This is a genomic window from Saccharopolyspora sp. NPDC050389, assembly GCF_040655595.1.
In the GTDB taxonomy this organism is placed as follows: domain Bacteria; phylum Actinomycetota; class Actinomycetes; order Mycobacteriales; family Pseudonocardiaceae; genus Saccharopolyspora.
The window spans coordinates 33,129-58,416 of record NZ_JBFAKG010000065.1 but is presented as its reverse complement, the minus strand read 5'-3'; the positions used below and the strand labels follow the sequence as shown (position 1 = coordinate 58,416).

Below are 25,288 nucleotides of genomic sequence, written 5' to 3'. Positions count from 1 at the left end.
AGGGAGCTCCCACGACATGACGGCGGTGATGCGGCCGTTGGTCAAGTGGGCTTGCCGGACGGCCCATCGCAGGGCATCCCGGGACGACGGTGAGCCGTCGACACCGACGACGATCGCGAAGTCGCGTTGCTCGGTCATGCTGTCTCCAAGTCGTTGCGGTCCGCTTCGAGGAGGGCCGCAACGACAGCGTCGACTCAAGCCGGTCCGACAGCGGGTCCTTTCTGCACGGAGATGGTGGGGAGGTGTTCACGGACCAGCAGGCCGCTCATGGCCAGCACCCACAGCGCGGTCAATCCGCCAGGAATGTAGGTGGTCAGGGCTGCGCCCGGGGCCAAGACGCCGCCGGCTGAGAGGATGGTGATCGCGCTGAGAACTGAGATGACGGCGACGAATCCGGAGAACCAAGCTGCCCATTGCGGGAACACCCCGGTCCGGGCGATGGCCACTGCAGTGGCTGTCAGCGGAATGGCGAGGGCGATGCCCGCGACAGTGGCTGCGACGGTCACAACTGTGTACGGGGCGGCGGCGAACACGAGCAGGGCGGGGCGCGAGGTCATGGCGAAGACCGCTCCACCGAAGACGGCGGCACCGAAGAATCCGATCGTGGAGGTCAGCGCGAAACCCGCCAGCACGACCGCTGGGGCGTCGCTCCGGTCGTCCGCGAGCCGGAAGGCGGTGGCCAGGGTGGCGCCGAACCACAGGAACAGGGCGATCGCGGCGGCGTAGAGCAGCACGGCCGTGAGGACGACACCGCGTGCCGCGAGCAGGTACCCGGCGATCGTGTCTGCGGATTCGGTGATGCGCGGGGCGCCGGCGAGCAGGATGCCGGCGATGATGGAGAGAACAAGCGCGCCGAGACCAGCCAGCCCGCCCCAACGCATCTCGTGACCTTCATTCATCAGTTCCCCCTCGAGGATTCGACATGGGATCAATGTCCGAGGGTTCACCTCAACCGGCAACGCGTCATGCGGCCGAAAGTCCCTTGTTTCCAGTGGTGTTCTTGCCATCGATTAGCGATTGCAGGCCTGCCTCTGCGAGTGCCGAGCACGTTTGCGGTGCGGGTCCTTCTCCTCCTGCGCGTCCGCCTGTGGTCGGTGATGCTCGAAATTGGCGGCGACTGGAGATCCGAGGGGTGCACGATGCGAACGGGAGTGGCGCAGAACATTCCGATCAGCGTGCAGGTGACAGGTGAAGTGGCGCCCGGCATCGCCGACTACGCGGAGCGTCGAGTCCGTTCGGCTCTCCGCTACGCCCATGAACCTGTGCTGCACGCGAGAGTGCGCGTGCAGCGACATGGTGATCCCGCCGTCGCACGCCCGATCACCGCGCAGGCCAACCTCGATGTCAACGGGCGGATCGTCCGCGTGCAGGTGGCCGGCTCCGTTGCCACGGAGGCCCTCGACCTGCTGCGTGACCGCCTTCAGCACCGCCTTGAGCACATCGCGCGGCGCCGTAAGCGTGGAGCGGTGGTCGAGCCCCATGAATGGCGCCACGGCGACGAACCCGCGCACCGCCCCTCGTACTTTCCGCGTCCGCCTGACCAGTGTGAGGTCGTTCGGCACAAGTCGTTCACGCTGGCGCGCTGCGATGTGGACGAAGCGGTGTTCGAGATGGAGGTCATGGACTACGACTTCCACCTCTTCACCGAACTCGGCTCCGAGCAGGACAGCGTCTTGTACCGGACGCCGGACGGCTACCGCCTGGCCCAGATCGACCCGCACCCGGCGGAGTTGGCCAAGCATTTCACGCCGGTCACCGTGAGCGAACGGCCACCGCCTGTGCTGACCACCGCCGAGGCGGCCGAGCGGCTTGGGACGCTGGGCCTGCCGTTCCTGTTCTACCTGGACGGTGAGCGGGGCCGAGGTGCTGTGCTTTATCGCCGGTACGACGGGCACTACGGCCTGATCACGCCTGCCGAGTGACGCGGCTTCACAGCCACGTCTCGATGGCCAGCAGATCTCGCATGGAGATCACCCCGACCACCGTCTGCCCCTGCATGACCGGCAAGTGGCGGACGCCGGCGTCGAGCATGCGCCGCGCGAGTTCCCGGGTTTCCTCGCCGAACTTGGCGGTCTCGATCTGGTGGGTGGCGAACGTGGTTGCCGTTGTGGTTCGCGGATCGACGTCCTGGGCAATGGCCCGGACCACGTCGCGTTCCGAGATGATGCCCATGATTCGGTCGTCCTCGAGCACTGCGAGGGCACCGACGTGATCCGCGGTCATCTTCCGGGCCACTTCTTTGATCGAATCGGTCGCATCGCAGGTAAGCGTTCCTTGGCGGAAGACTTCCTCGACTCGCATGGATCCTCCTCGCGGGAACCGCGCACGGTAATGCGTGCGGGTGGTGGGGACGGTTGAGCTCGGCGCTCGATCACCTGAACCTGACGTGTCCCCGGCGCCGCCAGGGCGAGCGCATGAGCGACGTGGCGGGCGGCGATGTCCCCGACCGGGTCGATGATCACCACCGCGCCGTCGCGCACGGACCACTTGTCGAAGCCTCCGTAGCGATCGAGGTTTCGCCGCACTTCGGCTCTGATCACCGGATCGTCCCGGGCCAGGCCGCGCATCAGATCGCGCCGGGTCACGATGCCCACGACCACGCGGTTCTGGACGACGGGAACGGCACGCAGGTGGTGGCTGAGCATCGTCTTGGCGATGTCGGCGCAGTCGGTGCCTGGGACCGCGGTGCGCACCTTCTTGGTCATGACCTGGCTGACGAGGGTCGGTGGTGCCCCGCTCGGCATGTGCAGGTGGTGTTCTGTGGTGCGGGGATCGTGCGGGATCGCATCGCGGATCAGATCGGCCTCGGTGACGATGCCGACGAGAATGCCGTCCCAGTCGATCACGGGTGCGGCGGTGAACCCGTGTTCGGCCAGCGTCCCGGCAGCCGTTCTGATCGAGTCGTACTCCTGAACGGTAATGACCGGGTGCGACATGACGTCTTCGGCTTGCATCGTTGCTCCCGGACTCTCCTGTGGCCGCGCCTGTTGCGCAGACGGCACGGAGGCTGCAAGCACTCGGATGTTCCTACGCTGCCCACCTTGCCGAGGTCATCACGGCGCGCGGCAGGGCCGATGGGCCTCCGTCCAACCGGCCGCGTGGTTCGAATGGGCCGGCCGGTCTCGATCGGCGGTGATTTTCTCCCCAAGCGCATCGCGAGTTGACAAGTGCTGCTCGGCTGCTCAGGAGCCCCGTACTACCGGCTGGATGTGCACTGCGGTGACCTTGTATTCGGGGCAGTCCGTGGCGGTGTCGGTATGCGGTGAAGTGAGTTCGTTGACGGATGCGGTGGGGAAGTGGAAGGCGGCGAACACCTGGCCGGGTGCGACATCGGTGGTGGGATGCGCGGTCAGGGTGGTCTGCCCCCAGCGGCTGGTGATGATCACATCGGTTCCGCCGGGAATGTCGAGGCGGGCTGCGTCCGAGGGGTGGATCTCCAGGGTTTCGGCGGGGAGAAGTTCGAGGTTGGCGGTTCGGCGGGTCATGGAGCCGGTGTTGTAGTGGACGAGTCGGCGTCCGGTGATCAGCAGGAACGGGAAGTCGGCGCCGGGCTGTTCGCCGGGCGGCAGGTAGGGGCGGGCGGCCAGCGCGGCTTTGCCGTCCGGGGTGGCGAACCGGTCGAGGTAGAGCACGGCTTCGCCCGGCCGGTCCGAGGCCGGGCAGGGCCAGTGCAAGGAGCCTTCGGCCTCCAGGCGCTGGTGCGACAAACCCGCGAAAACCGGTGTCAGGGAGGCACATTCGGCCAGTGCTGCGGCCGGAGTGGGGCAGCCCAAGCCGGCGCCCATCGCTTGGGCGACCTGCTGCAGGACCTTGAAGTCGTCGGACGCCTGGCCGGGTGGCGCCAGGGCTGGGCGGACGCGTTGGAAGCGCCGGTCGAAGTTGACGAAAGTCCCGTCTTTTTCAAGGAAGGAGGCTGCGGGGAAGACGACGTCGGCGTGTTCGGCTGTGCGGGAGCGGAACATGTCGTGGCAGACCACGAACTCGCACGCGTCGAGTGCGGCGCGCACGTGACCCGAGTTCGGGTCGCTTTGCGCGATGTCTTCTCCGATGACGTAGAGGGCTCGCAGGTCGCCGGAGATCGCGGCGTCGAACATCTGCGGGATGCGCAAGCCACGATGTTCAGGCACCGGGCGTCCCCAGGCCCGCTCGAAGCGGGCGCGGATTGCTGGGGCGGCGATGTGCTGGTAACCGGGAAGCACATCTGGAAGGGCGCCCATATCTGAGGCGCCTTGGACGTTGTTCTGCCCGCGAAGGGGGAGGATGCCGCAGCAACCGGTGGTGCCGACTGCACCGCGGAGGATGGCGAGGTTGGCCAGGGTGCGCACGCCGTCGGTGCCGTGGGCGTGTTCGGTGACGCCGAGCCCGTAGACGATGGCGGGGTGCTGCGCCCGTCCGAAGAGGCGGGCGGCGGCCACCAGGTCTGCCGTGCGCACGTCGGCGATGGCTGCCACCGTCTCGGGCGGGTAGTCGGCCAGGAGTGTTGCGAGGTCGTCGAAACCCGTGGTGCGGTGGTCGAGGAACGCGTGGTCGAGGTGATCCTCCTCGATCAGGAGGTGGGCGAGGCCGTTGAAGACGGCGACGTTCGACCCCGGTGCGGCTTGCAGGTGCACATCGGCGAGTGCGGCGAGTTCGGTGCGGCGAGGATCGATGACGACCAGCCGGGCTCCGGCGAGCACGCGTTGCTTGATGCGGGCGCCGACGACGGGGTGGGCTTCGGTGGGGTTGGCGCCGGCGAGGAGGATGCAGTCGGTGTGGTCGAGGTCGTCGAGCGGGTTGGTGCCGCCTGCCAGGCCGAAGGAGGCGGTGAGTCCGGCGGCCGAGGGTGCGTGGCACAGCCGCGAGCAGTTGTCGATGCTGTTGGTGCCGATGATGGTGCGGATGAACTTCTGGGCCAGGTAGTTCTCCTCGTTGGTGGCCCGGGCCGAGGAGATCATGGCGATCGCGTCGGGGCCATGCTGGTCCCGAATGTCGGTGAGTCGCCGTGCGACCAGGCCGAGGGCTTCGGCCCAGGTCGATTCGACGAGTTGTCCGTTGTGCCGAACCAGGGGTGTGGTCAGCCTGTCCTCGGCTCGGGTGAAGGCGTGCGCGAAGCGGCCTTTGATGCAGGCGTGGCCCCGGTTGACCGGCGCGCCGTGCGTCGGGGTGATCGCGGCGATGGTGTCGTCGCGGACATGTACGTCGAGGGTGCAGCCGACTCCGCAGTACCCGCAGGTGGTCGTGGTCGTCGCGGTGACCGGGCGGAGGTCGAGCAGGCCGGGTTCGGACAGCGCGCTGGTGGGGCAGCTGTCGACGCAACCGCCGCATCCAACGCAAGGGGAGGACACCCACGCCCCGCCGTCGCCCGGTGCCACGACGGTGTCGAAGCCGCGGCCGGTGAGTTCGAGCGCGAAGGTGCCCTGGACTTCGGCGCACATGGCGACGCACCGTCCGCAGGCTATGCACAGGTCGCGGTCGAGTTTGACGTACGGATGCGAATGATCCACCCCGCGATCGTGTTCCGCGCCGGAGAAACTGCTGGCCGCGATGCCGAAATGGGCGCAGGCGCGGACGAGTTCGCTGCGTTCTGCCGGAATCTCCAGCGCTCGCGCGGGAAGCTCGGACACCATCAGCTCAACGGCTCCGCTCGCAGCCTGGTGGGCGGTTGGATCGTCCAGTTGGACTGCAATGCCTTCGGCCGCAGGAGTGGTGCACGCGGCAACGATGCGACTGCCCGCGCGGACCAGGCAGGTGCGGCACGAGCCACGCGGAGGCAGCCTTGCGTCGTAGCACAGCGTCGGGAGGTACCTGCCGAAGGCGCGTACGGCGTCGAGCACCGTCGCGTTCTCCGGGATGTCCACAGGAACGCCATCGACGATCACCCGCATCAGCTGCCTCCGGCGAGTAGTTCGTCGCGGTAGACCCGCACGAGGCTCCGGACCGCGCCGGGCACGCCCCGCCCGAAGGCGCACAGGCTGCCAATACCCATCACATCGAGAAGTTCTTCCTGCTGTGCCAGGGCGGTCGTGCTACCCGGCAAGAGGTCTGCCAGCTCGCGACCACGGAGTGATCCGACCCGGCACGGAGTGCAGGCACCACAGCTCTCCGCGGCGGCGAAGGTCCACACGTGCCGGAGGAGTTCCGCCGCGGAAATGCCGTCGTCGATGGCCACGAGACTGCCGTGACCAAGAGCTACCCCAGCCGCGGCGAGCGCTTCGGCGAGCAGCGGGACGTCCAGGTCGTCCGGGCCGAGGAAACCGCCGAGGGGCCCGCCGACCTGCAGCGCCCGCAGCCTGTGCCCGGGCTTCAGCCCGCCACCGAGCGTTTCGACGAGATAGCGCAACGGCACCCCGAACTCGACCTCGTACACGCCAGGTCGGCGGAACCGCTCGCTGAGGCACACCAGCTTGGTGCCGGTCTCGACATCGGCACCGAGGCGGGCGTATGCGCTGCCGCCGTGCCGAACGACCCAGGGCACCGCGGCGAGGGTTTCCACGTTGTTCACAGCTGTGGGCCGCCCGGAGAGGCCGACGCTTGTCGGGTACGGGGGCCGGGGCCGGACGCTGCCGCGAAGTCCCTGCAACGCACGCAGCAGCGCAGTTTCCTCCCCCGCAACGTAGGAACCCGCGCCGCGCACGACCTCCACGTCGAAGTCGAACGCCGAGCCGTGCACGCCGACCCCGAAGTGCCCGGCGTCGCGCGCAGCTCCCACTGCGGACAGGGTTTTCTCCACTGCCTCTGGGTATTCGGAGCGGACGAACACCACGCCCCGGGTCGCGCCGGTCGCGAACCCGGCAAGGGCGAGTCCTTCCAGAACGCGGTCCGGATCGCTTTCCAGCAGCAGCCGGTCGCAGAACGAGCCCGGATCGCCCTCGTCGCCGTTGGCCACCACGAACCTCGGGGCGGGGCCACGAGACGCTGCCTGCCACTTGTTCGCCACCGGGAACTCGGCCCCGCCTCGACCGCGCAGCCCGGCGCGGGCGACCTCGGCCAGGACGGTGGCCGGAGATCCGGCCGCCACGACTTCCGGCCACACCTGCCAGGGCTCCTCCGCACCGAGCAGACCCGCGAGCACGACCGGATTGCGGCTGGCGTTGTGGTAGGGGACCGGGGGCGGCGGAGGCGGGTGTGCAGGGGAGAGCAATCGCGCACCGAGATCGGGTCCCGTGACGGGAGTCCGCCCATCGAGCGCGGTGGGGGAGGCATAGCAGTAGCCCAGGCAGTACGCCCCAGCCAACGACAACGACCTATCAATGCTGGTGTGTCCACATTTGACGCCGAGGGCTGCTTCGGCCAACGGCACGGTGTGGTTGCCAGCCGAGACAAAGCACGACGTGCCCTCGCAGATGCGCACGTGGCGGGTTGCCTCATCGCCGGTGAAGTCGGCGAAGAACGAGGCGGCACCGTTGACGGCAGCAACCGGCAAACCCAGCTCGCCTGCGATGCGTCGCACGTCGGCATTGCTGATGTGCCCCCGGAGATCGAGGACTGTTCGCAGCCCGCGGAGCACGTCGGTTCCGTGGATCCCGAACCGCTGTTCCCATCCGGCGAACGCGTCATGTGTCACGACTGCAACTCCCTCACCACATCAGGTGCGGATCACCGCTACGGGACATGGCGCGTGGTGGAGCACCCCTCGGGCCACCGAGCCCAGCAGAAGCCCGGCGAAGCCGCCGTGCCCACGGTGGCCGACGACGAGCAGTTGCGCATGCTGAGCGGCTTCGCACAGTGCTTGCACCGGGTGCTCGTTGGTGATCGCTTTGCGCACGGCGACGTCGGGATAGTCGGCGGCCCACCCGGCAAGTTGCTCTGCGAGGTGGGCCTCGGCCCGCTCCTGGAGTTCGTCACGGTCCGGGTGTGTGGATGGGCCGGGGATGAAGTGCGCGTCGGGCAGTGCTTGCACAGCGACCAAGTCGGAACGGCGCCGATTGGCGGCGTCGAAGGCGTAGTGCAGCGCCGCTTTGCTGCCTGGTGAATCGTCGACCCCGACGATCACTGGTCCCGTCGTCGCGGTGCCTGCACCACGCATCACGACGACCGGGCACTTGGCGTGCGTGGCCACGGCGGCGCTGATCGAGCCGAGCAGCGCGTCATGGAAGGCGCCGTGCCCGTGTGACCCGACCACGATCAGCCGGGCGGCGTCGGATCGGCGGACCAACTCCTCGGCGGGATGCCCGAAGTCGACCTCGGCTACCAACTCCAGGGTCGGCATGGCGAGCCGGCAGCGGTCCGCGATCTCCTGCACCGTCTCCTCGGCCTGCGACTCGCGAGCGGGATCGTCGCCGACCAGGAGCAGGCGCAACGGAACGCCCAGTCGGCCCGCTTCGGCAGTCGCCCACAGCGCAGCCCGAGCCGAGGGCTCGGACCCGTCGACCCCGGCCACGACGGATTGCTTTTCCCTCGGCATGTCCCGCGCTCCCACGCTCGCGTGCGGTGACCACGTTTCCAATCGGCCTGGTGCCATGGGGAGGGCCGATGGACTCTTGCCTCGGCTGTTGCGGGTGCGGAGGGTGCTCAGCACGACGGCTTCATCTGCGGGAGATGCAGGGAGGGACGCAGGGCCGGTGTTGGGCGAGGAACAGGTTTCTGGTCGCCCGCGTGCTGTGCGCGCGGTGCTCGCTGATGGAAGCGTTGTCACGATCCGGCCGCTGTGCTCTGACGATCTTGGTGAGCTCGAACGCCTGCATGGCGAGCTCACCGAGGAGGATCGTTACTTCCGGTTCTTCGGGATTCCGTCGCGGACCGGTCTTGATCGTTTCCTGCGCGGGCTGGTGGCTGTCGGCGATGCGCACCTGCTGGCTCTCGGTGCGTTCCGCGGCGACCACCTGGTCGGGATCGGGCACTTCGAGACCCTGGTCGGGGAGGTCGCCGAGGTCGCTTTCCTGGTCGAACACCGGCTCCACGCGCGCGGGGTGGCGACGTTGCTGCTGGAGCATCTGGTGGCCGCGGCGCGGCAGCGTGGGATCCGGATGTTCCTGGCGGAGGTGCTGGCGGAGAATTCGGCGATGTTGCGGGTGTTCCTCGACAGCGGCTTGCGGTGCAGCACCCGGCTGGACGGGACGACCTACCAGGTGAAGCTGGACCTCGACGTCGGTGAGCAGTATTTCTCGCGGCTCAGCGACCGGGAGCGGGTGGCCGATGTCGCGAGTCTGCTGTGGTTGCTCCACCCAGCATCGGTGGCGGTGGTGGGGGCTAGCCGGCGAACGTCCGCTGCCGGCAACGCCGTGCTGCGCAACATCGTTGACGGCGGCTACACCGGTGCGGCCTACGCGGTCAACCGCCGTGGCGGCCAGGTCTGCGGTCTGCCGGCGTATCGGAGCGTGATCGATCTACCTGAGCCGCCGGAGCTGGCGGTCTTGTGCGTGCCAGCGAGCGTCGTGCCGGATGTCGCGGAGAAATGCGGGCGGTCCGGGGTGCGGGCGCTGGTCGTGCTGGCTGCCGGACTCACCGAGGACCGGGGGCTCGCCGAGCAGCTGCTGGAAGCGGTTCGCCACTGGGGGATGCGGTTGCTGGGGCCGAATTGCCTGGGATTGATCAACACTGATCCTGAGGTGCGGCTGAACGCGACCTTCGCCGCCGCCGGGATCTCGGCGGGACAGGTGGGCGTCGTCACGCAGTCCGGAGGTGTCGGGATCGCCTTGTTGGAAGGCCTTTCCGCACTGGGTCTGGGGATCTCCACCCTGGTGTCCACAGGGGACAAATATGACGTGAGCGGCAACGACATGCTGCTGTGGTGGGAATGTGACGAGGCCACCCGGGTAGGGGTGCTGTACCTGGAATCCTTCGGCAATCCGCGGAAATTCGCGTGGCTGGCTCGCCGGACCAGCCGCTCCAAGCCTCTGATCGTGCTGCGCAGCGGCGCGAGCCCGGTCGCGCAGCAGGCGGCGGCGTCGCACACCGCGGCCACCGCGACGCCGGGTACGACCAGGGACGCGTTGCTGCGGCAGACCGGTGTCATCGGCGTCGACGATCTCGCGGAACTGTTCGCCGTGCTCGGCGTTGTCTGCTGGCAGGCGATGCCGGCCGGGCGGCGGGTCGCGGTGGTGACCAATGCCGGCGGCCTCGGCGTGCTCACCGCTGACGCATACGCACGAGCGGGGCTGGAACTCCCGTCGCTGCAAGAGGACACCCGCACCTGGTTGGCCGCGAACCTCCCGGGGCACGCGAGCCTGAGCAATCCGGTGGACGCGACTGCCACGATCGACAGCGACACGTTCGCGCGAACCGTGGCGACTGTCCTCGGCGATCCATCAATCGACTCGGTTGTCGTGCCGGTGGTTCGCACAGCGGTAAGCGATCCAGCCGAGGGGCTGGCCGAGATGGTGGCGCGGGAGCGGGAAGGTGGATGCGACAAGCCGGTGCTCGTCGTGCGCGGCGGGCAGGCCGAATCGGTCGCTGCGCTCGAGGCGGACAACGCGCGGGTTCCCGCGTTCGCCGACCCCGCACTGGCCGCCCGCGCGCTCGCCGATCTCGCCGAGTACGCGCACTGGCTGGCTCGCCCTCCCGGAATCGTCCCCGACTTCGCTGATGTCGACACCGCAGCGGCCCGTGCGCTCATCGACGAAGCGCTTGAGAAGTTGCCAGGGGGTGGGTGGCTGGATCCGGAGCCCGTGGCGGCCGTCCTGAGGCACTTCGGGCTCCCCGTCGTGCCGACGATCGCCTGCACCACCGTGACGGAGGCCCTCGCCGCGTTCCGCGAGCTGGGCGGATGCGTCGTCGTGAAGGTCCGGGCAGCAGGAGTCCTGCACAAGGCACACGCAGGTGGTGTCGTGCTGGGCGTGTCGACCGTCGCCGAGCTGCGCGGCGCCTGGGCTCAGCTGCAGGGCCGTTTCGGCGCAGCGTTCGGCGGCGTCGTGCTGCAACCCTCGGTAGAACCAGGGCAGGAGTTCCTGGTCGGCGTGATCAATGACGCCGCGTTCGGTCCGGTGGTCACGTTCGGGCTGGGCGGGACCGACACCGACCTGATCGCCGACCGCAGCCATCGGCTCGTCCCGCTGACCGACCACGACGCCGCAGACATGCTCCACGAACTGCGCGCCGCTCCGCAGCTGTTCGGCGACGCGCGGCTGGACAGCGGCAAGCTGATCGACGTGCTGCTGCACACCGCTCGCATGGCCGAAGTGCTGCCTGAAATCGCTGAGGTGGACCTCAACCCAGTGATCGCCTCCGAACGGGGCGTGTGCGTTCCCGACGCGCGCGTTCGCCTCGAACCGCGAGAACCCGTCGACCCGCTGATCCGCAAGCTGCGGGCGTGAGTGGTGACCATCAGCCCTACCCGCCCACCTGGCCGGTGCGGAACCGTCGACGCGGGTGTTTCGTCTGCCGAGGTGACATTTGATGGGTGGTTTGCACAGCAGCAAACGGTGTCGGGTCGACGAGCCGGCTTGTCGGTGGTTGGCCGAGGAGAACGGGATCCTGGCCGATGCGGTGCGCAGCGCGCCGTCCGTGCACAACACGCGCCCTTGGTCGCTCGCAGTGCGGGAGCGCACGGCCGAGCTCCAGGAACGTGAGATCGAGACGTTGGCGTACCACGACCCGGAGGGGCGGGATCGGCGGATGTCCTGCGGCGCGGCCCTGACGAATCTCGTGCTGGCGGTACGCAGCCTCGGCTGGACTGCCGACGTGGACATCGCCATCGCCGGTAAGGGCCTGGCGATCGCGAAGGTCATGGGTTCTCGCAGGGCCGACCCGACCGCGGCAGAAATCCGGCGCTACGAGGCCATCGGTGATCGCACATCATACCGCCGCGCCTTTGGGCCGGAGGCCGTGCCGGGACAACTTCGGGAGGCCGTGAGCAGTTCGGCCACCTCAGTGTCGGTGCTCGGCCGGTGGATCAGCGGTGGGGACGAAGCACTCGCGGTGGCGCGGCTGCTCGCTTACGCCGCGGGGGCCTTCCACGGCAATGCCGACTACCAGCGCGAGTTGAGCGCGTGGACCACCGTGCCGGGCGAGTCGAAGGGAGAGGGCGAGCTCGGGTTGTCCTGGGACGATCTCGTTTCGGCGGGTTTGGGGGCGGTCGGCCTGGCCACCTCCCGGACCCGGATTCCGGATGAGTCCGTGCTCGCCGCCCGGATCGAGCGTGAATCCCTGCTCGTGGTCAGTAGCAGGGGTGACGAGCCGCTTGATCACATCCGGGCCGGCGAGTTCGTCGAGCAAGCATGGCTGGAGGCCACCGGTGCCGGACTGGCGGCCTCGATCATGACGCAGCCGTTGCACCTGGGCGAGGTCAGGGATGCGCTGGCGGTCCGCCTCGGGTTGTCGACGGTGCCGCAGGCCCTGATGCGGTTCGGGTATCCAGCGGCGGCGACGCCCGGAAACCACAGGGGGCAGCCATGACGACTCCTGGGCCGAAACCGGTGACGGTGGGCATCGACGGCTCCTCGTCGGCGCTCGACGCGGCGTGCTGGGCGGCGGCCGAGGCTGTTCGCCGCAACACGTGGTTGCGGGTCGTCTTCTGCGATGTCCTCGCGCAGATGTACCTTCCGGATCTGCCGACGATGCCGCCGCCGCAGACCTACAGCGACGCGCTGGCACGACAGGCCCAGGTTTGGCTGCACCGCGCCAAAGAAGAGGCGCAGGCCGCCGCCCCAGCGGTGGAGGTGCGGACCTTCGCGCGCACCGGCGACGCCGCGTCCGTGCTCATCGAGGAATCGCGCAAGGCGCAGCTGATGGTCGTGGGCAGCCGCGGACTCGGTGGCTTCACCGGCTTGGTCGTGGGATCGGTCGCGGTGGCCTTGTGCGCGCACGGTCAATGCCCGGTCGCGGTCGTGCGGCGACCGGCGACAGACCTGAGGCCCGACGCGCCGGTCGTCGTCGGCGTGGACGCCCGGGACGGGCAGGAGCTGGTTCTGACAGTGGCGTTCGACGCCGCCGCAATGCGCAACGCCCCGCTGGTCGCAGTCCACGCCTGGCACGAAGCCGGGTCCGAACAAGCCTGGTACAGCTTCCACGCAGAGGGCCGTGGCGCCGCCGTACAAGCCGAGGAAGAACGTTTCCTCGCCGAAACGATGGCCGGCTGGGGCGATAAGCATCCGGATGTCGCGGTGCGACGCGTCGTTGCGCACGGCCGACCAGCACGAGCACTGCTCGAACAAGCCGAACACGCTCAGCTCGTCGTCGTCGGTGCGCGCGGACGAGGAGGTTTCACCGGCTTGCTGCTGGGTTCGACGAGCCAGCAGCTCGTGCACCACGCCCCGTGTCCGCTGCTAGTGGTGCGTTGATGTCGGGGAATTCCGGAAGGAGAGGGCGATGCACTACTGGGATGGCTACGGAGTGGGGGTATGGGGGTTCGCGATGATGACGGTGAGCATGGTGCTGTTCTGGGCACTGATCATCGTCGCCATCGTTGCGCTGGTCCGCTACCTCGGGCGCACCGGACGGGCCGAGAAGGGCGCCGGTTCCGCGGAGGAGATCCTCGCGGAGCGGTTCGCTCGCGGAGACATCGACGAAGAGGAATACCGCCGCCGGCTGCAGGCGCTGTCGGAGCACGGTCGCCGGAGAACATGACGTGCTGCGGCGCCGGATGTATCGCCCCTTCGCGGTGGTGGTACCCGAGGCATGCGGATCGTGCGCCGCCACCTTCCAGGAACCGAATTCGTTTCCAGGACGGGGAGAAGATCCAATGAACAAGGAAACGAAGGAGACCGGTACCACGCCTGACACCACCGTCACCTCGACGCCCTGGGAGGTCACCGGCCGAACCGTGACGATCGACGACTTCGCCGCCGAATACGACTTCGACGCAGTGGAACACCTCGTGGTGAACAGGCCGCCGGATGCGGTGTACTCCGCCCTCCGCCACCTCGATCTGCTCACGATCCGGTCCCGCACCGCTGACCTGGCGATGTGGGTGCGCGCGCTGCCCGAACGCCTCAAGAGACGCGTTCCGCCACGGCAACCGACCCGGCTGACCTACGACGACCTCGTCGCCAGTGAGGACTGGGTGCTGCTCGGCGAGCAACCGGGACGCGAGGTCGTCTTCGGCGCGACAGGCCGGTTCTGGACCCCGATCGTGCGCTGGGAGCCCGTGCCGGCCGAGGAGTTCCGCGAGTACGGCAAACCCGGCCGAGGCCAGATCATCTCATCGCTGTCCGTACGCCCCTACGGCCGCAACAGCAGCCTGGTGACGTACGACATCCGCACGACGCTTTGCGATCCGATGACCCGTCGGGTGTTCGGCGCGTACTGGCGGACGGTGAAGCCGTTCGTCCGGGCGATCATGCGGGCCACACTGCGCACGGCCGCCAAGCAGGCGGCATAGTCGGCGGCCGCGATGTCGGGGCTGTGCACCGATCTGTACGAGATCAGGATGGCGGCCAGCTATCTGCGCCGTGGCATGACCGGGCCGGCGACGTTCAGCCTGTTCGCCCGGAAGTTGCCGCGTGATCGGGGATTCCTGGTCTCCGCCGGCCTTGCCGACTGCCTGGATTTCCTCCAGCACCTGCATTTCGACAACGACGAGCTGACGTACCTCGCCGACGTGGTCGGGCTGCGCGAGGACGACCTGGCAGCGCTGGACGAGATGCGGTTCACCGGCGAGGTGTGGGCGGTGCCCGAAGGACGGGTGGTCTTCGCTGACGAACCGTTCCTGGAGGTCACTGCGCCCATTGCGCAGGCGCAGCTGGCGGAGACGGCATTGCTGAACTTCGTGACGTACCAGTCGTCGGTGGCGGCCAAGGCGGCCCGGTGCCGGATCGCCGCGCCGCAGGCAGATCTGATCGACTTCGCCGCACGGCGCACCCATGGCCTGGAAGCCGCCAGGGCGGTCGCGCGGGCATCGGCGATCGTCGGCTTCGCAGGCACCAGCTACGTGGCTGCGGCGCGGGAGTTCGGGCTTCCGGCCGCCGGGACGATGGCGCATTCCTATGTGGAGGCGTTCCAAGATGAGCGGGCGGCTTTCGGGGCCTTCGCGGAAGACTTTCCGCTGACGGTGCTGCAGATCCTGGCGATCGACCTCGGCACCGAAACGCTGCCGGCCCTGGCGTTGGGCAGGGAACCCGCGGAGCCGGGACTGATGGAGCAGCCGCCCCGCAAACGGTCGCAAAGCGTGGTCACCAGGAGGATGCTGCTGCGTGCCTGGGGAATCATGGGAACGGTTTCCGGTGTTCTCGTGCTCATCGCGTTCTTCGCGGTGCTGCTTGCCGCGGGGTGGTGGCCAGGCACCGACGTCGTGGCTGATCCCGCACTTCATCACACGTACTTGCAAGCCACGACAACGAGTTTCGCCGCGATCGTGTTATGCCAAATCGGAACCGCGTTCGCCGCGAGGACCGACCGCACCGCACTGCGCCAAGTGGGCCTCACCACGAACCGGCTGCTGCTCGCCGGCTGTGCGTTCGAGATCCTGTTCGCTGCCGCGATCATCTACCTGCCGTCGCTGCAGGCCGTGTTCGGCACCGCGCCCCCGCCAGCATGGGCCTATGCGCTGATGCTGCCCTTCCCCGCGCTGGTCTGGGGCGTCGACGAGTTGTACCGCTACCGCGGCCGCACTCGCTCGGCCGGTGCTCCGGAGCGGCCCGGCGCCGGGATCTCGACTGCGAGCAGGTCAGAAGGCTCAGGCGACGTGGGACGCGACGGTGCGCCGAAACCTCCCCGGCCGTCCGGGCCTGGACCCGATGACGAAATGCCCTAATCGGGCTCGGGCAGGTGGCCCAATCTGAGTGGAAGCAAACCTTCTGGAGCACGTGATGGACGCCAAATCGGTCGGGGCCCACGTTCGTTGGCTCACCCATTCCCTGGGGCGGAATCCGTTGCGGCGCCGACTGGACCGGGTCGCGGCGATGGCGATCCTCGCGTTGCTCGCAGCCGCCGTGTTGATGGTTCCCGCGGCGATCGCGGCCGGAAACGCGAGTTATGCGAGGGAAGCACGTGAGGCTGCTGTTGCCGCCGCGACCGGGCGACCGGTGGAAGCCGTCGTGACGGGTGAACCCGAGGCCCACGTGATCGGCGGACCCGAGAACCATTCCATCACGTACTCGGCCGAGATCTCGTGGATCGCCGCAGACGGGAATGGCCGCGTGGATACCACTGCCGTCCCGCCGGGGACTGTGCTCGGCAGCAAGATCCGGTTGTGGGTCGACAGGGCTGATCGCATCACGGTTGCGCCGCCGAGCGAAAGCCAGCTGCGGGCCTCCGCTGTCGGTTTCACCATCGGGATCATGGTCACCGGGCAGCTGCTGTGCGCCGGGTTGATCTGGGGTGTCCGGGGGATCGCCGACGCATGTGCCGCGCGTGCCTGGAACCGGGAATGGGAAAGCGTCGAGGCGAAGTGGCTGGAGCACTGAGCCGCCGATGTGACGGGAGTGCGATGTGGGGACCGTGAACAACGACAGGCCGCTTGTGGTCGGAATCGACGGTTCGCAAGCCAGCATTCGCGCCCTGCGGTGGGCACTGCGGGAAGCGCGAGTACGCGACGCTTCGGTGTACGCGATCATGGTGTGGCAATCACACGCGGTTCTCGCAGGGCCCGGGCCGTTGACGATGTCCCCCGAACTGGCGCCGCACCACGCTCGCGAACAGCATTGGCGAGACCTCACCAGCATCGTCAGCACCTGTCTGGGCGGGGAGTCCGCACCCGAAGTGCACGCCGAACTCCTGGAAGGACACCCCGCCGAGGTGCTGGCGGACCGCTCGACGAACGCCGCCATGCTGGTGCTGGGCGATCAACGGCATGGGAGGGCTGCCGAAGTGGTGCTCGGCAGCACGGCGCTGCGCTGCATCCACAAAGCACGGTGCCCGGTGCTGATCGTCCCCACCGGCATGGACATCGGGAACTCCGACGAGGAAGCAGCAGAGAACCCGGCCCGCGACCCCGTGCTCGGCTGAGCGGCCACTGCGAAACGGTGCAGTAGCCGGGGATGTCACAGAGAATCGTCAGGTACCAGCCGGAAGACCCCGATACGCCGCGTCTCGATGCGGATAGTTCGTTTGAAGGTGTTAGGGGCGATTGCCATGGTGGAGGCAGGTCGCAAAGCGGTGGTCGTGGGTTTCGACCATTCGGAGCTTTCCCGGCATGCGGTCTGGTGGGCCGCGCGGGAAGCATCCAGCCGACGCAGGCCATTGCTGCTGGTGCACGTGTTCACGTGGCCGTTCGAGGAGGCCACGATGATTCGCCTTCCCGGCCGCGATGACATGCTGGAGCCCCTCCAGGAGAACCTGCGCCGCGAGCTCGCCGTTCTGGGCGAAGACTGCCGGCAGATCGATCCCGAGCTGGAAGTGCACTCCGACCTACTGTTCGGGGATCCGGCCGGCGAGCTGGGTGCACTGGCCGAGAAGGCCGAGCTGCTCGTGCTCGGCGGCGCCCGGGTCGATGGTGGCGGTGTGCTGGGCTCGACGTCGGCGGAGGTGCTGGCGAGCCGGTCCGGGGCACCGGTCGTCGTCGTTCGTGGTGACCACGAGCATCCTGCGCTGGAGGCGGCCCCCGTCGTCGTGGGCACCGACGGATCAGCGACCAGCAAGCTCGCCGTCGGTTTCGCCTACGACTTCGCCTCGCGCCACGGCTGCGAACTCGTGGCGGTGCACGCCTGGAGCGACCTCCCACTGGACCCCTTCGCGCGCGTGCAGGGCTGGGAGCTCCCATGGGGCGAGGTGCGCGGCGATGCCGAAGAGGTGCTCGCCGAATCCCTCGCGGGCTGGGGAGAGCACTACCCAGACGTCGAAGTGCGACGGGCGGTCACACCGGAGCAACCCGCTGAAGCGCTGCTCCGGGAAGCCCAGGAGGCGAGCCTGCTCGTCGTGGGCAGCCACGGGCGCGGTCGGCTCCGCCGGGCTTTTCTCGGTTCGGTGAGCCACGCGGTGGCGAACCGCGCACCGTGTCCCGTCGCGGTGCTACGCGCTGGGCGGTGACAACTCCGGCATGCGATGTCGTGGATCAGAATGCCTAGGTCTTGGTGCCACGGATAACCGCGATCGGGCAGGGGGCGTGGTGCAGGGCACCGGCTGCCACGGAACCCAGGAACAGGCCGTCGAAGCCGCCGCGCCCGCGGTGCCCGACGACCAGTAGCTGGGCGTCCCGGCCGGCATCGGTCAACGCCGCTACGGGGTGCCCGTGCTGCGCCACCTCGCGGGTGCGGACCTTCGGGAACTCCGCGCGCAAGGAGGCCATCAGCTCGGTGAGCGAGCGTTCGATCTCCCGCTGCACCCGCTCCCGGTCGTCGGGTGTCAGTGGCACGGCGAGCAGTCCCTCCTCGTGCCACACCTGCATGGCCACCAATTCCGCTCCGCGGCCGGCCGCTTCTTCGAAGGCGAACCGCAGCGCGGCCAGGCTGCATTCCGACCCGTCCACACCGACCACCACCGGCCCCACGGTCGTCGGAACACCTTTGCGCACCACGACCACCGGGCACGCGCCGTGGGTGGCCACCGCCGAGCTCACCCCACCCAGCAAGGCGTCGGTGAAGCCACCGTGCCCCCGTGCGCCGAGGACCACCAGCTGCGCCTTGGCGCTGTGGCGCAGCAGCTGCTCAACGGGGTGGCCGGGGACGATTTCGGTGTCGACGTCCACGTGGGGTGCTTGAGCGCGGCATTTCGCGGCGGCTTTTTGCACAGCTTTCTCCGCGTAGTCAGCGCGTGCGGGGTCGTCGTTGACGATCACCAGCCGCAAGGGTGCGCTGCGGAGGTCTGCTTCGGCCACAGCCCAGACGGCCGCCCGGACGGAGTCTTCCGAGCCGTCGACGCCCACGACGATGGACTTGTCCGATGTCGCCATCTCGCCCTCCTCATCAGCTTTCGCCGCGGACGACGGCCACCGGACACGTCGCGTAGTGGAGCAGGCCGGCGGCCACTGAGCCCAGCAGCAGTCCGGTGAATCCGCCCCGTCCCCGATGCCCGATGACCAGCAGCCGTGCTTCTTCGCTGGTGGCAGCCAGCTCGGAAACCGGGTGTCCGCGTTGCGCGACCTTTTGCACCGGCACGTTCGGATAGGCCTCTGCCCACCCGGCGAGCTGTTCGGACAGACCGCGCAGGGCTTCCGCCCGTAGGTCGAGCAGCTCGTACTCCAGCCTGGGCACGATCGGGGCGTACTCGACATCCTGCCAAACCTGCATGGCCACGAGCTCGGTGCCGTACCGGGATGCGGCGTCGAATGCGTACTGCAGGGCTGGGCGGCTGTACCGGGAGTTGTCCAGCCCGACGAGCACCGGACCGGTGTCGCGGTGGTCGCGGACCACGACTACCGGGCAGCGTGCGTGCGTCGCGACCTGGCTACTGACCGATCCCAGCAACGTTGCGCTCAGAGTGCTGCGTCCGCGTGACCCGACGACGACCAGCTGTGCGTCGCTGGACAGGTGCATCAGCACGTCGGCCGGGTGCCCGTGGACGACGGCCGGCTCGATTTTCAGTTGCGGCCAGCGGGCGACGAGTTGATCCGCTACGGCCCCGGCGGTCTCCCACGCCTCATCGTCCTGCAGGGGATTGTCGGTGACCATCACGATGCGAACCTGGTGTGCCTGCCGAAGGTCGGCTTCACGAGCGGCCCATACGGCAGCGGTAGTGGATCGCTCGGATCCGTCGACACCCGCAATGATCGGCGCGTTCGTCATTTCAGCCCCCGCAACGCAAATCCAGGCTCATCACAGAACATGAGTTTCGTGTGCCACTAAGGCATTGGCCCGGTGTCGCTCCCAGGATGCGGGACTTGCCGAGGCCCTGCATGTCGCACTCCGTCCTGCGGGCGTGACGGTGATTCGTTCGAGGTGAAAGAGCGGAAACCGACGGCCAAGGGCCGGAAGGCTCTAGTGACCGGTTGCGCAGCGGGCGAAGAGTGCGAGGGCTCGAACTGGAGGTTGTGATGGTTACGCTGAGCATCATCAAGGCCGACACCGGAGGGTTCGTCGGGCACTCGGCGGTGCACCCCGACATGCTGGCCGCCGGGCAGGATGCGCTGAGCAGCGCGGTCGCCGACGGTCTGCTGCTGGATGGCAAGGTCGGTCATTGCGGGGACGACCTGTCGTTGATCATGACCCACGAGCACGGTGCCGATGCCGAAGCCGTGCATTCCTTCGCCTGGGATGTGTTCCTCCAGACCACGGAGATCGCCAAGCGGCTCGGCCTGTACGGCGCGGGCCAGGACCTGCTTTCCGATGCGTTCAGCGGGAACCTGCGGGGGATGGGCCCGGGCTATGCGGAGCTGGAGTTCACCGAACGCCCGAGCGAACCGGTGGTGTGCTTCCTGGCCGACAAGACCGAGCCCGGCGCGTGGAACCTCCCGCTGTACAAGATGTTCGCCGACCCGTTCAACTCCGCCGGCCTGGTCATCAACGCGAAGATGCACGCGGGGTTCCGGTTCGAGGTCTACGACCTGTACGAGAAGAAGCGGATCTGGTTCGACTGCCCGCGCGAGCTCTACGAGATGCTGATGTTCATCGGCGCCCCGGCCCGGTATGTGATCCACTCCGTGGAGTCCAAGACCCTGCATGAACAGGCGGTGGCGACCTCCACGCAACGGTTGTCCCTGATCGCGGGCAAGTACGTCGGCAAGGACGACCCGGTGATGATCGTGCGCTGCCAGTCCGGGCTACCCGCCCTTGGCGAGGTGCTGGAGCCGTTCGCCTTCGCCTACACCGCGGGCGGGTGCATGCGCGGATCGCACCATGCGCCGATGATGCCGGTCCGCGTCGCCGACGCCCACCCGGCACGGTTCGACGGACCGCCCCGCGTGGTCGCACTGGGATTCCAGGTGCATCAGGGCAAGCTGATCGGGCCACGGGACCTGTTCGACGACCCGTCGTCCGACCGCGCCAGGGCGCAGACCAACGAGGTGATGGACTACCTCCGCCGTCACGGACCGTTCGAACCGCACCGGCTTCCCCTGGAGGACCTGGAGTACACCACCATGGCGGACCTGGAGAAGCGCCTGGCCGACCGGTGGCAACCGATGCCCGAAGCCGCTGTCCCGGCCCCGCGCTGACGCGGGTAGCCGATTGTCGTGGCATCGCGCGGTTTCCGGGGTAGTGGGCGCTTCGCCTCGCCGACCGGCTCCGGAGCGTCCGATGCAGCCGCAGGTCCCCACAGCCTTCCGGCACAGGACGTCGTGCGATCGCTGCACACCGACCCCCAGCGCGGGCTGACCGAGCTGGAAGTGGGTCGGCGCCTGGAGCGGTATGGCCCGAATGTGCTGCCCCGAGCGGGTTCGGCAGGCCCATTCATCCGGCTCCTGCGGCAGCTCAACCACCCGTTGATCTATGTGCTGCTCGTCGCCGGGGCAGGCGCGTTGGCGTTCGGCGAAGGCGTCGACGCGAGCGTGATCTTCGGCGTCGTGCTGGTGAACATGCTCGTCGGCTTCGTGCAGGAATCGAAGGCCGAAGCGGCGCTGGACAAGCTGCAGGTGATGGTGCGCTTTCGCGACGGCCGTGAGCGCACGGTGCCATCCGACAACCTCGTGCCCGGTGATGTGGTGCTGGTCGATGCGGGCGACAAAGTGCCGGCGGATCTCCGCCTGATCCGGCCGACCAATCTACGCGTCGACGAATCGGCACTGACCGGCGAATCCGTCCCGGTGCTCAAGGAGGCGGCCGAGTTGTCGACGGCGACGCCGGTGGCTGATCGCCGCAACATGCTGTACTCGGGCACGCTCGTCGCTACCGGAGCCGGGTTGGGCATCGCGGTGGCCACCGGGGCGGACACCGAGCTGGGCAACATTCACCGACTGGTCGCTTCGGCTGAGGAACTGGCCACTCCGTTGACGCGGAAACTGTCCTGGTTCAGCAAAGTGCTCACCGCGGTCGTCCTCGCGCTGGCTGCGGTGACGTTCGCTATCGGGGTGGCTCGCGGGCAGGGCGTGGGGGGAGATGTTCACTGCGGCGGTGGCACTGGCCGTCGGGGCGATCCCGGAGGGGCTCCCGGCCGCGGTCACCATCACCTTGGCCATCGGGGTGGGACGCATGGCCAGCAGGCGAGCGGTGATCCGTCGGTTGCCCGCGATGGAGACGTTGGGCAGCACGACCGTGATCGGCTCGGACAAGACCGGCACCCTCACGGAGAACCAGATGACCGTCCGGGTGGTGTGGACGCCGGACGGTCGGTTCGACGCGACCGGTTCCGGGTACTGGGCCGACGGCGAGATCCTCGACAGCTCAGGACGAGCCGGCAACGCACACGCCGGAGCATTGCACTGGTGCCTGCTCGCGGGCGCAGCGTGCAACGACGCAGCACTCGTGCACCGGGACGGCCGCCCAGGAGTGGTCGGCGATCCCACCGAGGACGCCCTGCTGGTGGTCGCCCGCAAGGCAGGGCTGGACCTGGAACGGGACGTCGCGGCGGCATTGCCACGCCTTGCTGCGCTGCCGTTCAGCTCGGAACGGCAGTACATGGCCACCTTGCACGCCGTGCCCCGTCAGGTTCGGCGAGTGCTGCTGGCCAAAGGCGCGGTCGAACGCATCCTGACGCTGTGCACGAAGGAGATGTCCGCCGATGGCTCACTGCGGCCGGTGGACCGGGACGCTGTTCTGGCTGCTGCCGAAAATCTCGCCAGGGCTGGGCTTCGAGTTCTGGCGATGGCGATGAAACGGGTCTGCGCAACGGAGCAGTTCGATGGATCGTCGATGTCCACGCCGTTGGCCTTCACCGGATTGCAGGCGATGTTCGACCCACCCCGGCGGGATGCTGCGGCCGCGGTGCGCGCCTGCCATGGTGCCGGTGTCGCGTCAAGATGATCACGGGTGACCATGCCGCCACCGCCACTGCGATTGCCAGCGATCTCGGCCTGCTCGACCACGACGGTGACGTGCTCACCGGATCCGATCTGACCGAGCTGCCTGCCGGGGAGTTGCCGGGTCTGGTGGATCGAGCAGCGGTGTTCGCCCGCGTGTCGCCCGAGCAGAAGCTCAGATTGGTCGAGGCATTCCAAGCCAGCGGTCACGTCGTGGCCATGACCGGTGACGGGGTCAACGATGCACCGGCCCTGCGGCGGGCCGATATCGGCGTCGCCATGGGTCGCAGCGGCACCGATGTGGCCAAGGATGCTGCCGACATGGTGCTCACCGACGACGACTTCGCCACGATCGAAGCGGCCGTGGAGGAAGGTCGCGGTGTCTTCGACAACCTCACCAAGTTCATCGTGTGGACGCTGCCGACGAACATGGCCGAGGGGTTCGTGATCCTCGTGGCCATCGCCCTCGGCGCGGCGCTGCCGATCTTGCCGACGCAGATCTTGTGGATCAACATGACCACCGCCGTCGCCCTCGGGCTGATGCTCGCCTTCGAACCCAAGGAAGCCGACAGCATGCAGCGCCCACCGCGCGATCCCGCAAGCCGTTGCTGACTCGCCCGCTGGTGCTGCGGATCCTGCTGGTGTCGGTGTTGTTGGTCGGAGGTTCGTGGTGGTTGTTCTCCTGGGAACTGGCGAGTGGCGCGACGCTTGCCGAAGCCCGCACCGCTGCGGTGAACCTGTTCGTCGCGGTCGAACTGGTCTGCCTCTTCAACTGCCGGTCGCTGACTCGTCCAATGTGGAGCATCGGCGTGTTCAGCAACCGGTGGATCCTTGGTGGTGTGGCCGTGCAGGCAGTGGGGCAACTCGCGATCACCTACCTGCCGGTGTTCAACGGCCTGTTCCACACCGCACCCATCACGACTGACGTCTGGCTTCGGATCCTCGGTCTAGCCCTGCTGGCCTGGCTCATCGTCGCCGCCGACAAACGACTGCGCAAGCGCCTCATCTAGCCACCGCGGTTCCGCCGCTAGCTAGCTGTGAAGGTGCGCGGGCTCGCCGGTCATTTGTTCGACGTCGATTTCGGCGCTCTTGAGCAAGCGGTGCGCCAGGTCGTACAACGCCCGGGCGGCCGCCAACTCATCCCCGATTTCCGGCACGTCCTGATCCTCCGGATTGCGCCGGGCCGCACCTTTGCCGCGGAGGTCGGTCGCGTCTCGCGTGTGCAGTCGCGCTTCGGCGTGCGTGTGGTCGGCATCCTCGTAGAGATCGATGTCGACGGTCCAGCGTTGTGTCGACGTCATGTCAGGCTCCTCGCTACTCGGTCTGAAGCTTCCAGCCGTCGAGCAGGAGCAGCGCCCCGGCCAGCGCCCCGGTCGCGAAAAAACCCGCGCCATCACCGAGGAACAGGCAAAGTACGGCAAGGCCTGCCGACGTGATCCCAAGCGCCCTTCGAGCCGACAGCCATGCGCGGAAACGGGTGAGCGGACGGACGTCGGTGATTTTCCGCGCGAACGCCGGGTCTTCGGCGTTCAGGTGCCGCTCGATCTCGTCGAGGAGGCGGCGTTCGTATCGTCGAAGCATGGCTCCCTCCGGAGGTCGACCGGCCTGCTGGGGCAAGCATCGCCAAGCGCGAGTCCGGACGAACAGAGCCCATTGGCATCTCTCCACGCGTGGCGAGTCATCGGCGTCGAGTTCCGGTGCGCCGCAGTCAACGTGGGTACCGTGTGGACGCCGTCGTCGAGCGTCGATGCTCAGCGGACTATGGCCACAGGGCAGGGCGCGTAGTGCGCTACGGCGTGGCTGACCGAACCGAGCAGGGTGGAGCGGATGATTCCGCGTCCCCGAGTGCCGACCACGAGGAGATCGGCGTCGACCGCAGAGGTGAGCAGGGCTTCGGTCGGACCTTCGGTAGTGGTCACGTTCTGGTGCACGACAACGTCTGGATAGCGGTCCCTCCAGCCCGCCACGGATTCGGCCAGAACCCGGCGGCAGTCATCGACGACGTCGGAGTCGGAGGCCCACTCCCGGTTCGGGCGCAGGGCGTCAGACGGTTCCTCGGCGAACGCCAGCATGGCGGTCAATTCAACGTGGTGGCGGGAAGCGAAGTCGTAGGCGAAGCCGACCGCCCGCTGGCTGGCTTCGGAGCCGTCCACCCCTACGACGACGCGTTCGAAACCAGCAGGAGGTCGCGCCAAGGCAGGCTCGCGCTCGCCGCGTACGACGATGACCGGGACGTGCGCGGTGCGCACCAGTTCGCTGGCGGTTGAACCGAGCAGGACCCGGTGAACCGGGCTCGGTCTGGGCGGGCCCAGCACGAGGACGCTCGCATGCGTGGCTGAGTCCAGCAGCACGCTCGCCGGATGTCCCATGCGCGCCGCTGTCCGCACCGACAGGCCGGGAAGCTGTCGGCGGCATTCCGCAGCCATGTCCGCCACTGCGCGCTCGGCGGAGCTGCGCAGGGGCGCGATGGTGACGGTTTCGGTGGGGAGGTGGATGCGGGTCAGCTCCTCGAGCGGGACGGAGATGGCGTGCACCAGCAGCAAGGGCTGCCCGCGGGTGACGGCCTCGAGCGCAGCCCACCACACGGCCCGTCGGGATTCGGCTGAGGCATCGAATCCGACGACGACCGCGCTGGACTGGAGCATCGGCATCGCGATCAACCTCCTG

General features: G+C 68.3%; 24 protein-coding genes and 2 pseudogenes. 14 read left to right on the top strand and 12 right to left on the bottom strand.

Features of this window, described 5'->3' with window-relative positions:
• Together AB0I53_RS33595 and AB0I53_RS33590 are read right to left on the bottom strand one after the other, a co-directional pair.
• Positions 1 to 138: universal stress protein (locus tag AB0I53_RS33595; RefSeq protein WP_358612180.1), on the bottom strand; the 138-nt coding region annotated here is incomplete at its 3' end.
• Between the two features lie 56 nt (positions 139 to 194).
• Positions 195 to 899: a hypothetical protein gene (locus AB0I53_RS33590; protein WP_358612171.1), complete on the bottom strand. Its 705-nt coding sequence runs from the start codon at positions 897 to 899 to the stop codon at positions 195 to 197.
• Between the two features lie 294 nt (positions 900 to 1,193).
• Here AB0I53_RS33590 and AB0I53_RS33585 point away from each other — a divergent pair, with 294 nt between their 5' ends.
• Positions 1,194 to 1,922, top strand: coding sequence for an HPF/RaiA family ribosome-associated protein (locus AB0I53_RS33585; RefSeq protein WP_358612168.1), 729 nt, complete (start codon positions 1,194 to 1,196; stop codon positions 1,920 to 1,922).
• A gap of 7 nt (positions 1,923 to 1,929) precedes the next feature.
• Here the strand turns inward: AB0I53_RS33585 and AB0I53_RS33580 are convergent, their stop codons facing one another.
• The 5 genes from AB0I53_RS33580 to AB0I53_RS33560 all read right to left on the bottom strand — a co-directional run bounded on the left by AB0I53_RS33580 (position 1,930) and on the right by AB0I53_RS33560 (position 8,383).
• Positions 1,930 to 2,301 carry a CBS domain-containing protein gene (locus tag AB0I53_RS33580; RefSeq protein WP_358612165.1) on the bottom strand — a complete coding sequence of 124 codons (372 nt, stop codon included), beginning with the start codon at positions 2,299 to 2,301 and terminating at the stop codon, positions 1,930 to 1,932.
• Positions 2,220 to 2,954: a CBS domain-containing protein gene (locus AB0I53_RS33575; protein WP_358612162.1), complete on the bottom strand. Its 735-nt coding sequence runs from the start codon at positions 2,952 to 2,954 to the stop codon at positions 2,220 to 2,222. Before AB0I53_RS33575 ends, AB0I53_RS33580 begins: the two co-directional genes overlap by 82 nt.
• Positions 2,955 to 3,182: 228 nt before the next feature.
• A complete protein-coding gene (gene fdhF / locus AB0I53_RS33570; RefSeq protein ID WP_358612159.1) occupies positions 3,183 to 5,864 on the bottom strand; it encodes a formate dehydrogenase subunit alpha in 2,682 nt (893 codons plus the stop codon).
• The gene (locus tag AB0I53_RS33565; protein WP_358612156.1) at positions 5,864 to 7,543 is read right to left on the bottom strand and encodes an NAD(P)H-dependent oxidoreductase subunit E; all 1,680 of its coding nucleotides are present in this window, start codon (positions 7,541 to 7,543) and stop codon (positions 5,864 to 5,866) included. The genes fdhF and AB0I53_RS33565 overlap by 1 nt, the downstream gene beginning before the upstream one ends.
• Positions 7,544 to 7,564: 21 nt before the next feature.
• Complete coding sequence (locus AB0I53_RS33560; protein ID WP_358612154.1) at positions 7,565 to 8,383, bottom strand: universal stress protein; 819 nt, start codon at positions 8,381 to 8,383, stop codon at positions 7,565 to 7,567.
• A 205-nt stretch (positions 8,384 to 8,588) separates the two neighbouring features.
• On the opposite strand from AB0I53_RS33560, the gene AB0I53_RS33555 reads away from it, so the two are divergent.
• The 9 genes from AB0I53_RS33555 (at position 8,589) to AB0I53_RS33515 (ending at position 17,820) form a co-directional block, all read left to right on the top strand.
• Positions 8,589 to 11,231: a bifunctional GNAT family N-acetyltransferase/acetate--CoA ligase family protein gene (locus AB0I53_RS33555; protein WP_358612151.1), complete on the top strand. Its 2,643-nt coding sequence runs from the start codon at positions 8,589 to 8,591 to the stop codon at positions 11,229 to 11,231.
• Between the two features lie 82 nt (positions 11,232 to 11,313).
• Entirely contained in the window at positions 11,314 to 12,312 is a 999-nt protein-coding gene (locus AB0I53_RS33550; protein ID WP_358612148.1) for a hypothetical protein, read from the top strand.
• Positions 12,309 to 13,196, top strand: a complete 888-nt coding sequence (locus AB0I53_RS33545) for a universal stress protein (RefSeq protein ID WP_358612145.1) — start codon at positions 12,309 to 12,311, stop codon at positions 13,194 to 13,196. The genes AB0I53_RS33550 and AB0I53_RS33545 overlap by 4 nt, the downstream gene beginning before the upstream one ends.
• Positions 13,197 to 13,224: 28 nt before the next feature.
• A complete protein-coding gene (locus AB0I53_RS33540; RefSeq protein ID WP_358612142.1) occupies positions 13,225 to 13,482 on the top strand; it encodes an SHOCT domain-containing protein in 258 nt (85 codons plus the stop codon).
• Between the two features lie 115 nt (positions 13,483 to 13,597).
• Positions 13,598 to 14,236, top strand: a complete 639-nt coding sequence (locus tag AB0I53_RS33535; RefSeq protein WP_358612139.1) for a hypothetical protein — start codon at positions 13,598 to 13,600, stop codon at positions 14,234 to 14,236.
• A 12-nt stretch (positions 14,237 to 14,248) separates the two neighbouring features.
• The gene (locus AB0I53_RS33530) at positions 14,249 to 15,607 is read left to right on the top strand and encodes a nicotinate phosphoribosyltransferase (RefSeq protein WP_358612136.1); all 1,359 of its coding nucleotides are present in this window, start codon (positions 14,249 to 14,251) and stop codon (positions 15,605 to 15,607) included.
• Positions 15,608 to 15,662: 55 nt separating this feature from the next.
• Positions 15,663 to 16,259: a hypothetical protein gene (locus AB0I53_RS33525; RefSeq protein WP_358612133.1), complete on the top strand. Its 597-nt coding sequence runs from the start codon at positions 15,663 to 15,665 to the stop codon at positions 16,257 to 16,259.
• 34 nt (positions 16,260 to 16,293) lie between these two features.
• On the top strand, positions 16,294 to 16,800 hold the full coding sequence (locus AB0I53_RS33520) for a universal stress protein (RefSeq protein ID WP_358612130.1): 507 nt from the start codon (positions 16,294 to 16,296) through the stop codon (positions 16,798 to 16,800).
• Positions 16,801 to 16,926: 126 nt separating this feature from the next.
• On the top strand, positions 16,927 to 17,820 hold the full coding sequence (locus AB0I53_RS33515) for a universal stress protein (RefSeq protein ID WP_358612127.1): 894 nt from the start codon (positions 16,927 to 16,929) through the stop codon (positions 17,818 to 17,820).
• A 34-nt stretch (positions 17,821 to 17,854) separates the two neighbouring features.
• Here the strand turns inward: AB0I53_RS33515 and AB0I53_RS33510 are convergent, their stop codons facing one another.
• Together AB0I53_RS33510 and AB0I53_RS33505 are read right to left on the bottom strand one after the other, a co-directional pair.
• A complete protein-coding gene (locus tag AB0I53_RS33510; protein WP_358612125.1) occupies positions 17,855 to 18,682 on the bottom strand; it encodes a universal stress protein in 828 nt (275 codons plus the stop codon).
• Positions 18,683 to 18,695: 13 nt separating this feature from the next.
• Positions 18,696 to 19,514, bottom strand: a complete 819-nt coding sequence (locus tag AB0I53_RS33505) for a universal stress protein (RefSeq protein ID WP_358612122.1) — start codon at positions 19,512 to 19,514, stop codon at positions 18,696 to 18,698.
• 248 nt (positions 19,515 to 19,762) lie between these two features.
• On the opposite strand from AB0I53_RS33505, the gene fbp reads away from it, so the two are divergent.
• The 4 genes and pseudogenes from fbp (at position 19,763) to AB0I53_RS33485 (ending at position 23,631) form a co-directional block, all read left to right on the top strand.
• On the top strand, positions 19,763 to 20,881 hold the full coding sequence (fbp, locus tag AB0I53_RS33500) for a fructose-1,6-bisphosphate aldolase/phosphatase (protein WP_358612119.1): 1,119 nt from the start codon (positions 19,763 to 19,765) through the stop codon (positions 20,879 to 20,881).
• A gap of 18 nt (positions 20,882 to 20,899) precedes the next feature.
• Positions 20,900 to 21,691: pseudogene (locus tag AB0I53_RS33495) on the top strand (HAD-IC family P-type ATPase); the annotation flags it as partial.
• A 70-nt stretch (positions 21,692 to 21,761) separates the two neighbouring features.
• Entirely contained in the window at positions 21,762 to 22,625 is an 864-nt protein-coding gene (locus AB0I53_RS33490) for an HAD-IC family P-type ATPase (RefSeq protein WP_358612177.1), read from the top strand.
• Positions 22,622 to 23,631 (top strand): annotated as a pseudogene (locus AB0I53_RS33485) (HAD-IC family P-type ATPase). The gene AB0I53_RS33490 and the pseudogene AB0I53_RS33485 overlap by 4 nt, the downstream one beginning before the upstream one ends.
• Before the next feature lie 21 nt (positions 23,632 to 23,652).
• Here the strand turns inward: AB0I53_RS33485 and AB0I53_RS33480 are convergent.
• The 3 genes from AB0I53_RS33480 to AB0I53_RS33470 all read right to left on the bottom strand — a co-directional run bounded on the left by AB0I53_RS33480 (position 23,653) and on the right by AB0I53_RS33470 (position 25,272).
• Positions 23,653 to 23,922, bottom strand: a complete 270-nt coding sequence (locus tag AB0I53_RS33480) for a DUF1876 domain-containing protein (RefSeq protein WP_358612116.1) — start codon at positions 23,920 to 23,922, stop codon at positions 23,653 to 23,655.
• 13 nt (positions 23,923 to 23,935) lie between these two features.
• Complete coding sequence (locus AB0I53_RS33475; RefSeq protein WP_358612113.1) at positions 23,936 to 24,202, bottom strand: DUF3040 domain-containing protein; 267 nt, start codon at positions 24,200 to 24,202, stop codon at positions 23,936 to 23,938.
• 170 nt (positions 24,203 to 24,372) lie between these two features.
• A complete protein-coding gene (locus AB0I53_RS33470; protein ID WP_358612110.1) occupies positions 24,373 to 25,272 on the bottom strand; it encodes a universal stress protein in 900 nt (299 codons plus the stop codon).
• Positions 25,273 to 25,288: the final 16 nt, after the last annotated feature.